Annotated in this window: 7 protein-coding genes; 5 read left to right on the top strand and 2 right to left on the bottom strand. The window is 73.1% G+C overall.

All coding sequences use genetic code 11. The features are described from left to right. From VFZ39_RS10810 to VFZ39_RS10795, 4 genes are all read left to right on the top strand, one after another. Positions 1–924: hypothetical protein (locus VFZ39_RS10810; RefSeq protein WP_330865758.1), on the top strand; the 924-nt coding region annotated here is incomplete at its 5' end. Between the two features lie 15 nt (positions 925–939). After that, positions 940–1,533 carry a DUF4126 domain-containing protein gene (locus VFZ39_RS10805; RefSeq protein WP_330865757.1) on the top strand — a complete coding sequence of 198 codons (594 nt, stop codon included), beginning with the start codon at positions 940–942 and terminating at the stop codon, positions 1,531–1,533. A gap of 8 nt (positions 1,534–1,541) precedes the next feature. After that, the gene (locus VFZ39_RS10800) at positions 1,542–2,993 is read left to right on the top strand and encodes a hypothetical protein (RefSeq protein WP_330865756.1); all 1,452 of its coding nucleotides are present in this window, start codon (positions 1,542–1,544) and stop codon (positions 2,991–2,993) included. Positions 2,994–3,105: 112 nt separating this feature from the next. Beyond that, positions 3,106–4,401 carry an NAD(P)/FAD-dependent oxidoreductase gene (locus tag VFZ39_RS10795; protein ID WP_330865755.1) on the top strand — a complete coding sequence of 432 codons (1,296 nt, stop codon included), beginning with the start codon at positions 3,106–3,108 and terminating at the stop codon, positions 4,399–4,401. 1 nt (position 4,402) lies between these two features. Here VFZ39_RS10795 and VFZ39_RS10790 read toward each other — a convergent pair whose 3' ends face one another. Both VFZ39_RS10790 and metF read right to left on the bottom strand, forming a co-directional pair. Beyond that, positions 4,403–5,017 carry an SIMPL domain-containing protein gene (locus VFZ39_RS10790; protein WP_330865754.1) on the bottom strand — a complete coding sequence of 205 codons (615 nt, stop codon included), beginning with the start codon at positions 5,015–5,017 and terminating at the stop codon, positions 4,403–4,405. Positions 5,018–5,026: 9 nt separating this feature from the next. Further along, a complete protein-coding gene (gene metF, locus VFZ39_RS10785; protein ID WP_330865753.1) occupies positions 5,027–5,917 on the bottom strand; it encodes a methylenetetrahydrofolate reductase [NAD(P)H] in 891 nt (296 codons plus the stop codon). A gap of 63 nt (positions 5,918–5,980) precedes the next feature. Here metF and VFZ39_RS10780 point away from each other — a divergent pair, with 63 nt between their 5' ends. Continuing rightward, the gene (locus tag VFZ39_RS10780; protein WP_330865752.1) at positions 5,981–7,045 is read left to right on the top strand and encodes a polyprenyl synthetase family protein; all 1,065 of its coding nucleotides are present in this window, start codon (positions 5,981–5,983) and stop codon (positions 7,043–7,045) included. Positions 7,046–7,101: the final 56 nt, after the last annotated feature.

Genomic DNA, 7,101 nt, shown 5'->3' with positions numbered 1-7,101 from the left:
GGCGTCATCGGCGACCGGTCCCTGCCAACCGGGGGACGCGCCAAGACGTGCGACTACGAGGCGTTCGCCGACTTCGGGCGACGCGACCTCACGGTCCCGGCCGCGATGGCGATCAGCGGCGCGGCGGTGAGCCCGCTCGTGGGCCGCGCCAGCTCGCGCACCCGGCCGGTGCGGGTCCTGCTGACGGTGCTGAACGCCCGGCTCGGCGTGTGGCTGCCCAACCCCTACGGTCAGCCACCGCACGTGATCCGGCACGCCCTGCGACTGCGCCGCAGGTACGACGCCGGCGGCACCGACCAGCCGCGACGGTCCAGCGTGCTGGCCTGGGAGGCCGCCGCCCGAGTGATGAGCGTGGCCGGCAAGCCCGGCCCGTACCGGCTGCTGCGCGAGGCGTTCGGGCGCCCCTCGCTCTCCGACCCCAAGCTGTACGTGACCGACGGCGGCCACTACGACAACCTCGGCCTGCTCGAGGCGCTGCGGCGTCGGCCGCGCCAGGTGATCGTGATCGACGCCAGCAACGACGCGGCCAACTCGTTCGGGGCGCTCGCGGAGGCGATCGCGACCGCCCGGATGGACCTCGGGGTCGAGGTGACCGTCGACGTCTCGCCGCTCCAGGCATCCGGCGACAGCCGCGCTGCCAAGGCCTGGGCGACCGGCTGCGCGACGTACGACGACTCCGACGACGTGAGCGAGATCGTCTTCCTCAAGGCGCAGCTGGTGCCGCGGCTCCCGTGGGACGTCGAGCACTACGCCCGCGAGAATCCCGACTTCCCGCGCCGCTCCACGAGCCGCCAGTTCTTCGACGAGTGGGACTTCGAGGCGTACCGCGAGCTGGGTCAGGACCTCTGCGAGCGGATGCTGGCCGACCGGGACCGCGCGGCCCGCCTCCCCGAGACCCAGCCCGACCTGCGGAGCACCGGCTGACCCTATGATCGGCGGGTGGACGGACTCGCGCTGGCGTTCTCCAGCGGCTGGGCCAGCGGGGTCAACGCGTACCTCGTGGTGCTGGTGCTCGGCATCGCCGACCGGGTCAACAACCTGGAGCAGATCCCGGACGCACTCGGCCGGTGGGACGTCCTGACGGTCGCCGCGGTGCTCTTCGCGATGGAGTTCATCGCCGACAAGATCCCGTTCATCGACTCCACGTGGGATGCCATCTCCACGGCCATCCGACCCACGGCCGGCGCCGTCATCGGCGTGCTGCTCGCGGGCGACGCGTCCACGCTCGAGCAGGCCGTGCTGGGCGTGGTCGGCGGTGGGACCGCCCTCGCGTCACACCTGGTGAAGGCGAGCAGCCGGCTGGCGATCAACTCCTCCCCCGAGCCGGTGTCGAACGTGGTCGCCAGCTTCGCCGAGGACTTCGCCGTGCTCGGCGTCGTCTGGTTCGCGATCGAGCACCCCCGCGCCGCCGCCGCGATCGCCGGCGTGCTCCTCGCGACCGGCCTCGTCGTCGTCTACCTCGTCGCGAAGCTGGTCCGCCGCGGCTGGCGGCGATGGAAGGGCCGACCCGACCCGATGCCTTCGGCCGGCTGAGTCTCGCCATGATCGACCTCGCGGACCACGACACCCGCGACACGGTGGTCCGCCGCCTCGGCGAGGTGTTCGCCGGCCGACCCGTCATCCTCGGACCGGGAGTGCTGGCGGGCTACACGCGGGTCGTCCGCTGGCTCGGCGCCCTCGGCTGTCCCGTGCTGGTGGTGTCGACCATGCGCGGCGCCGGGCCGGTCCCTGCCGACCACGAGTACGACCTGGTCGAGATCGAGCTCCCCCGGACCGCGTCGATCACCGAGGAGTACCGGCTGCTCGACCGGGTGGCACGCGATCTGCCGGCGCCCGCCGTGGCCGCGATCGAGGCTTTCGACCCCGAGCGCCGCGGCGTCTGGTGGTGCGGCCCGTTCGTCACCAGCGACCGGCCGATCCTCGGCCGACCGGTCCACGGCGGCCGACCGCGCGCCTTCCTCGACCTCGAGGACAAGCTCCTGGCCGAGGAGATCTGGGTCGCGGCGGGCGTTCCCGCCGTGCCAAGCGCGATCGTGCCCGTGGACGACGCCGCGCTGGCGCAGGCGACCCAGCGGCTTGCCACCAGCGAGCTCGGTGTCGTCTGGTCCGGCGACACCCGCGACGGCTTCAACGGCGGTGGCAACTACGTGCGCTGGGTGGTCGACGCCGACGACCGCGAGACCGCCCGCGGCTTCTTCCTGCCCCGCTGCGACCGGGTCCGGGTGATTCCGTTCCTCGAGGGCGTGCCCTGCTCGATCCACGGCTTCGTGCTGCCGGAGGGCACCGCGGTGCTGCGGCCCGTGGAGATCGCCACGCTGCGCGAGCACGCCCGTCGCCGGTTCGTGTACGGCGGCCTGTCGAGCTGGTGGGACCCCGCACCGGCCGACCGCGAGGAGATGCGCGCCGTCGCCCGCCGGGTGGGTGACCACCTGCGCACGAGGTACGGCTATCGCGGGGCGTTCGGCGTGGACGGCGTCCTCACCGTCGACGGCTTCCGGCCGACCGAGCTCAACACCCGGCAGCCGGCCGGCCTCAACACGGTCGCCGGCGTCGAGCTGCGGCTGCTCTCCCTGCTCCAGGTCAACCTCCTGGCAGGCATCGACACCGGGCTGACGGTCAGCGAGGTCGAGTCCGTCCTCACTCTTCTCGACGAGCACCGCGACGGCGTGCCGGTCGCCGTCGGCGACGGCCACTCGGTCGGCGGGGCTGACGAGGTCCCTGTCACCTTCACGGCCGACCCCGAGGGCCGCGGCGGTCGGCTGGAACGCACGACCGAGCTGACGGGCAATCGGGTGGTGCTGTCGGACACCACGACCGGGTTCTTCGCCAAGCTGCAGCCCTGCTCCGAGCTGCGCCCCGGGACGCGGATCGCTCCCCTCAACGTCGCGCTCATGGAGTTCCTCGATCGCGAGTACGGCGCCGGGTTCGGATCACTCACGGCCGCCACCGACGTCCGCACTGTGACGCCACCGGGCCGCGGTTTCCCCGCCTGAGCGGGGAAACCATGACTTGACGTGGCAAATTTCCCTCGCGAAGTCACTGGTTCCCCGGCTGAGCGGGGAACCGCCGACCCGGCGCCACGGCGGTCAGGGCTAGGTTTCCCGCATGCAGGTGGTCGTGATCGGCGGCGGCCTCGGCGGGCTGGCTGCGGCCGCTCGCTTGGCCAAGCTCGGCCACGACGTGACCCTGGTCGAGCGCGACGACGCGCTCGGGGGCGCGATCTCGTTCGAGCGGGCGGAGGGGTTCGCATGGGACCGCGGGGCGCACTCGACGCTGCTGCCAGCGGTGCTGCGCGACCTGTTCCGGAAGTCAGGGCGACCGCTGGAGAAGGAGCTCGACCTCGAGCCGGTCGAGGTGATCCGACACCACCGGTTCGAGGACGGCTCGGAGGTGCGGCTGCCGGGCGGCTCCCGGTCCCGGCAGATCGCGGCGTTCGACGCGCTCGGCCCCGACCGCGGCCGCGCCTGGGTCGACCACGTGGCGACGTACACGCAGGTGTGGGACACGCTGCGACGCCACTACCTGGAGGTTCCGTGGCGACCGGACGCGCTTCCCCCGGAGGTGGCCGCCCTGCTCGACAGCCGCGAGGTGCTGCACAAGCGACTCAGGAAGTCGTTCAAGGACGAGCGGCTGCGACTGGTGGCGGGGCACCGGTTCCTCGCCGAGGGCCACGACCTGCGCAACGTTCCCGCGTGGCTCGGCGTGCACGCCTACCTGGAGCAGCGGTTCGGCGCCTGGACCGTCCCCGGCGGCTTCGCCCGGCTCAGCGAGGCGCTGACCGGCCGGCTGGCCACCCGCGGGGTGACGGTGCACACCGGCACCGCAGTCACCGACCTCGTGGTGCGTGAGGGCCGGGTCGCCGGCGTGATGACCACCGCGGGCAGCCTCGACGCCGACGTCGTCGTCTGCGCGGTCGACCCGCGGCTGGTGCCGACGCTGGCGCCGTACGTCGAGCGCACCACGCCCGCCCTTCCGCCGGTCGTCGCCCACCTGGGGCTGACCGCCGACGTTCCGGACGTGGGCCACGAGCTCGTGCTGCACGGCGACCCGACGATCGTCGTCCGAAGCGGCGGCCAGGCCCCCGACGGACACGTCGCCTGGACGTTGCACGGCCGCGGCCGGCTCGCCGAGGACCTGGTGACGGCGCTGGCGCGGCATCACATCGACGTCCGCCAGCGGGTGGTGGCGCGGGTCGACCGTTCCCCGCGGGAGCAGGTCGAGGGCCGCGGCTCCGCCATGGGTGTGCTGTGGCAGGGGCGCGGGACGGTGCGGCATCGTCTCGGGCCGACCACCCCCGTCCCCGGTGTGTACGCCGTGGGGGCGCACGCGACCCCGGGGAGCCAGGTGCCGTTCGTGGGGCTGTCGGCGGCCCTGGTGGCGCAGCTGGTCGGACCGGCCTGAGCTACTCGCCGGACGCCAGCGCGAACGTCACCGTCAGGCTCACCGCGACCGTCAGCCGGCTGTCGCCGAAGGAGAGGTCCATCCCGGCCTTCGCAGTGGCCGTCTCGTGCAACGGGACCGGTCCGGTCGGCCCGCCCTCCACGATCGACTGCACCTGGCCGAGGACGTCGTCCGCGAGTCCGGCCACGTGCGTGGCCCGGCGGGTGGCGTCCTCGAAAGCGGCCGCTCGCGCCTCGTCCTCGACCGGCCCGCGGTCGGCGATCGCCGGTGTCACCTGCTCGACGACCAGCCGCTCGTCAAGCCGTTCCGCCAGGGCGGTCACCAGCCGGCCTGCGGTGGCGAGGTCCGGGCAGCGCACGCTCAGCGAGTGCCGTGCCTCGTACCCCGACGGCAGGCCCTGGTGGTCGTGCCGCGGCCACACCGAGAAGTCCGTCTGCGACAACGCCGCGTCGGGGTCGACCTCGGCGACGACGGCTCGTGCTTGCCGCCCGGCCTCGTCGACGCCGGCGACCGCCGCGGTGACGGAGGCCGCCTGGTGCACGACCGCGACGCGGACGTCCGCCACGTCGGCCGGTGCCGAGGCGGAACCTCGGCCGACGACGGTGAGGGTGCGCATGGTGAAGTTCTACACGGTGATGCGAAGCGCCTCGAAGATCTGCCGCGTCGCCTTCGACCGGTTCAGGGTGTAGAAGTGCAGCCCGGGGGCACCGTCGGCGAGCAGCTTCTCGCACAGCTCGGCCGCCATCGCGATCCCCTCCGCGCGCAGCGCGACCGGGTCGTCGGCGTACCGCTCGACGCGGGCGCGCACCTCGGCCGGGATCTCCCGACCCGACAGCTCGGCCATCCGGGCCACCTGCGCCAGGTTCAGGATCGGCATGATGCCGGGAAGGATCGGGATGTCGACGCCGATCGCCGACGAGCGCTCGACCAGCTCGGCGTAATCGGCGGCGCGGAACACCATGTCCGTGATCGCGAACTCGGCTCCCGACCGCTGCTTCTCGAGCAGCACCTCCGAGTCGCGCTCGACCGACTCGGCACCGGGGTGTCCACCGGGGAAGGCTGCCACTCCGACCGAGAACGAGCCGTGGTTGCTGGCCAGCGACACCAGCTCGCACGCGTGGGTGAACCCGCCCTCGGTGGGAGTCCACTCCGCCCGCGGCCCGTCCTTCGGGTCGCCGCGCAGGGCCAACACGTTGTGGACGCCCGCGGCGGCGTAGTCGTCGAGGATCCGCTCGAGCTCAGCGCGGGTGTGGCCGACGCACGTGAGGTGCCCCATCGGGACCAGCGAGGTCTCGCGCGCGATCCGTCCGGTGATGTGCACGGTCTTGTCGCGGGTGGTGCCGCCGGCGCCGTACGTCACCGACACGAAGGTCGGCGCGTAGGGCTCGAGCTCGCTGATCGCGGTCCACAGCTGCTCGGCTCCGGCCTCGTCGCGCGGCGGCATGAACTCGAACGACAGCGACCGCTCTCCCTGACGGATCAGGTCGGCAATGCTCGTCGTGTGCTCGGGGGGCATGGGCCAAGTGTAGGGAGCGGGGGCGTCCCAGCTGGTATCTCGGCCACTGGCTAGTCTCGCCGCGTGACCAGCTGGGACGGGACCGCCTTCCGGGACAGCGTCCAGGACGTGCTGGACGAGTTCCTCGACGAGATGGCCGACCGGTTGTCACCACTGGGGCCGGACGCCGCCCGGCTGCTGGCCGCGGGCAGGGCGGCCGTCCGCGGCGGGAAGCGGTTCCGCGCGGCGTTCTGCTACTGGGGCTACCGGGCCGTCCAGCCGGACGCCGAGGACGAGCGGTCGCTGCTCCGGGCCTGCGCCGCGCTGGAGCTGTTGCACGCGAGCGCCCTCGTCCACGACGACTTCATGGACGCCTCCGACACGCGGCGCGGTCGGCCGGCGGTGCATCGTGCCTTCGAGTCCGAGCACCGCTCCGTCGGCTGGCGCGGCGACCCGGAGCAGTACGGCGCCGCAGCGGCGGTCCTCCTCGGCGACCTCTTGCTCAGCTGGTCCGAGGAGCTGCTCCGCCGGTGCGGCCTGCCGCTGGAGCGGGTGGCGACCGCGATGGGTCTCTTCGACCTGTGCCGCACCGAGGTGATCACGGGTCAGTTCCTCGACGTGTCGGTGCAGGCCCGCGGGCGTGCCGACGTGGAGGCCGCAATGACCGTGCTGCGCTACAAGTCGGCGAAGTACTCCATCGAGCGGCCGCTCCACATCGGGGCCGCCCTGGCAGGTGCCACCGACGGCCAGCTGTCCGACCTGTCGGCGTACGGACTGCCGCTGGGCGAGGCGTTCCAGCTGCGTGACGACCTGCTCGGAGTCTTCGGCGACTCCGACACGACCGGCAAGCCAGCCGGCGACGACCTCGAGGAGGGCAAGCGCACGGTGCTGGTCGCACTCGCGCTCGACGCGGCCCCCGAGGCGGACGCTCGGCTGCTCGACGCCAGCCTGGGCAGCAAGCTGGACGACGAGCTGCTCGGCGAGCTGCGGAGGATCATCGACGCCTCCGGCGCCCACACCCAGGTCGAGGCGGTGATCGAGGAGCTGGTCGAGGTGTCGCTGGCGGCCCTGGACCGTGCGTCGGTCAGCGACGAGGCCCGGGTCGTGCTGCGCGAGCTCGCCGCGGCCGCGACCGACCGGGTGGTGTGAGACCCAACCCAACCAACCCGCGGCGTGTGCCTGAGAGTGCGCCATGGCGCACTCTC

Origin of the sequence: Nocardioides sp. (genome assembly GCF_036374615.1) — a bacterium.
GTDB lineage: Bacteria > Actinomycetota > Actinomycetes > Propionibacteriales > Nocardioidaceae > Nocardioides.
Note: the sequence above shows the minus strand (reverse complement) of the source record. Positions and strands in the feature narration are given on the sequence as shown.